This is a genomic window from Saccharomonospora halophila 8, assembly GCF_000383775.1.
GTDB classification, from domain to species: domain Bacteria; phylum Actinomycetota; class Actinomycetes; order Mycobacteriales; family Pseudonocardiaceae; genus Saccharomonospora; species Saccharomonospora halophila.
Window position 1 is genome coordinate 19,947 of sequence record NZ_KB912507.1, and the last position, 2,811, is coordinate 22,757.

1 protein-coding gene and 1 pseudogene are annotated in these 2,811 nt (G+C 72.9%); one reads left to right on the forward strand and one right to left on the reverse strand.

Translation table 11 applies throughout. The features are described from left to right. Positions 1 to 110 precede the first annotated feature (110 nt). Positions 111 to 1,982 (reverse strand): ABC transporter ATP-binding protein, encoded by a 1,872-nt coding sequence (locus SACHA_RS0106965; RefSeq protein ID WP_019808283.1) that lies wholly within the window; start codon positions 1,980 to 1,982, stop codon positions 111 to 113. A 215-nt stretch (positions 1,983 to 2,197) separates the two neighbouring features. On the opposite strand from SACHA_RS0106965, the pseudogene SACHA_RS20720 reads away from it, so the two are divergent. Beyond that, positions 2,198 to 2,811: pseudogene (locus SACHA_RS20720) on the forward strand (hypothetical protein); the annotation flags it as partial.

Consider the following 2,811-nt stretch of genomic DNA (forward strand, 5'->3'; position numbering starts at 1 on the left):
CGTCGGCCACGTCGACAGCCACGGTCCGGGGCCGGGGTGGGGTCCGGGGCCACCCGGTGCCGGGGTGCCTGCCGGTGACCCCGTGGCCGGTGTCGGCGTGCCCGGCGCGGTCACGCCATCGACCGTTCGGTCCCGGTGGCGAACTGCGTCCGGTGCAGCTCCGCGTAGCGGCCGTCGTGCTCCAGCAGTTCGGAGTGGTCTCCGCGTTCCACGATATGGCCCTGCTCCACCACGAGGATCTCGTCGGCGGCGCGCACGGTCGACAGCCGGTGCGCGATCACGATCGCCGTGCGGCCCCGCAGCGCGTCGGCCAGTGCCGCCCCCACCGCGGCCTCGGATTCCGAGTCGAGGTGCGCGGTGGCCTCGTCCAGTACCACCACCCGCGGTCGCGCCAGCAGCAACCGCGCGATGGTCAGCCGTTGCCGCTCACCCCCGGACAACCGGTATCCGCGCTCGCCGACGACGGTGTCCAGCCCGTCCGGCAGGGACCGGACCAACGGCTCCAGCCGCGCACGGCCGAGCGCGTCCCAGATGTCGGCCTCGTCCGCCGCCGGCGCGGCGTAGGTCAGATTGGCCCGGATGGTGTCGTGGAACAGGTGTCCGTCCTGGGTCACCAGGCCGACGGTCCCGCGCACGGTCGCGAAGGAGAGGTCCCGGACATCCACCCCGGACAACCGCACGCTGCCGGAATCCGGGTCGTACAACCGGGGCACCAGCGCCGCGATGGTGGACTTGCCCGCCCCCGACGAGCCGACCAGCGCCACCATCCGTCCCGGTTCGACGCGGAAGTCGATCCCGTGCAGCACCTGCTCACCACCGCGGTCGTCGACCACGGCGACCTCCTCCAGCGAGGCGAGGGAGTACCGCTCCGCGGACGGGTAGGCGAACCGGACGTCGTCGAACTCCAGGGAGACCCCACCCTCGGGCAGTGGTGTGGGCCGATCGCTCTCGGTGAGCATCGGCCGCAGATCGAGCACCTCGAAGATCCGCTCGAACGACACCAGTGCGGTCATCACGTCGACGCGCACGTTGGCCAGCGCGGTCAGCGGGGTGTAGAGGCGGGTCAGCAGCAGGGCCAGGGAGACCACGGTGCCCGCGTCCAGGGTGCCGCGCAACGCCAGCCAGCCGCCCAGCCCGTAGACCAGGGCCTGGGCCAGCGCGGAGACCAGCGTGAGGTTGGTCATGAACCACCGGGTCAGCATCGCGGTCCGTACCCCGATGTCGCGGACCCGGCCCGCCCGGGCACCGAACTCGTCCACCTCGACGCCCGGCCTGCCGAACAGCTTCACCAGGGTCGCGCCGGGAGCGGAGAACCGTTCGGTCATCTGGTCGGTCATCGAGGCGTTGAGCCCGGCCGCCTCGTGCTGCAGCGCTGCCATGCGCCTGCCGATCCGCCGCGCGGGCAGCACGAACACCGGCAGCAGCGCCAGCGCCAGCAGCGTCACCTGCCAGGAGAGGGTCACCATCACGGCGAACGACAGCAGTAGCTGCACCACGTTGGTGACCAGCCCGGACAGCGTGGCGGTGAAGGTGCGCTGGGCCCCGATGACGTCGTTGTTCAGCCTGCTCACCAGTGCGCCGGTGCGGCTGCGCGCGAAGAACGCGACCGGCATCCGCTGGACGTGCTCGAACACCGCCCGGCGCAGGTCGAAGATCAGCCCCTCCCCGATGTGCGCGGACTGCCACCGCTCCGCCAGCCCCACGCCCGCGTCGGCGACGGCGATACCCGCGATGAGCAGTGCCAGCCACACGACCGTGGTCGCCGCACCGTCCCCCACGATGACGTCGACCACCCGCCCGGCCAGCAGGGGCGTACTCACCGCCAGCACGGCGGAGACCACGGTCAGGACGCCGAACACCGCGAGCCTGCGCCAGTGCGGCCGGGCGAACCGGGCGACCCGGCGCACCGTCCCCGCACGCAGACCCGTGGGCGTCTCTGCCGCGTTCATCGCGCCACGCAGCAGCGACCATGTGTTGTCCACCAGCAACCCCTTCCCGGACCCGACCCGGGCCGCCCGTCATCGCCGTCGCGTCCGGCAGGGCACCGCAGGCACCGCAGGCACCGCCGCCGCGACCGTGCGCCCCGCATTCTGCCGCCCGGTACCGACAGTGACGGGCCGGTGGCCCGCGAGGTACCGACGCCGGTCCCCTCGGTTTCCCACAACGGTCACCGTGCGCTCGCGTAGTCTCGGGCGCCATGGAAACACCGGCGGTCGGCGGGACGGGGCGCGGGAGGGGCGTCCGGCCGTTGTGCCTGGACGGCGCGTTGTACCTGGGCTGCGCGGTCTACGCACTCGTACTGGCGCTCACCGACAAGCACCTCGGCTTCCGTGTCTGGGGGGCGTTCGCCACCGCCACCTACACGCTCGCGTTGCTGCACACCACGCTGTCGGTGCTCGCCCTCCGGACCCGCACCCGCCTGCCGGTCGACCGGTTCCCACCCGTTCCGGCCGTGTGGTCCCGGTGGGTCGGCGTCGGCCTGGTGGCGGCCGTGGGCATGCTGGCGCCGTTGGTCACGCTCGTCATCCGCCGCGGGATCACGGGCGGCGACTGGGCGGGCGACCCGAATGTGTGGAACGCCCAGCCCGAGGTGTGGGTGATCGAGCGCTCGGCGCAGCGGTTGCTGGAGACCGGAACGCCGTACGCCGACACCGCCGCACTCGACGACCCGGGTGTCTACGACTACACGCCGTACGGCCCGGTGATGTCCCTGTTCGGCCTCCCGCGCGCGCTGGCGGGGAGCGACCCGGTCGCCGCGGCGGTCACCGACGCGCGGTTGGTGTTCGCGCTCACGGCCGTGGCGGCCGTGGC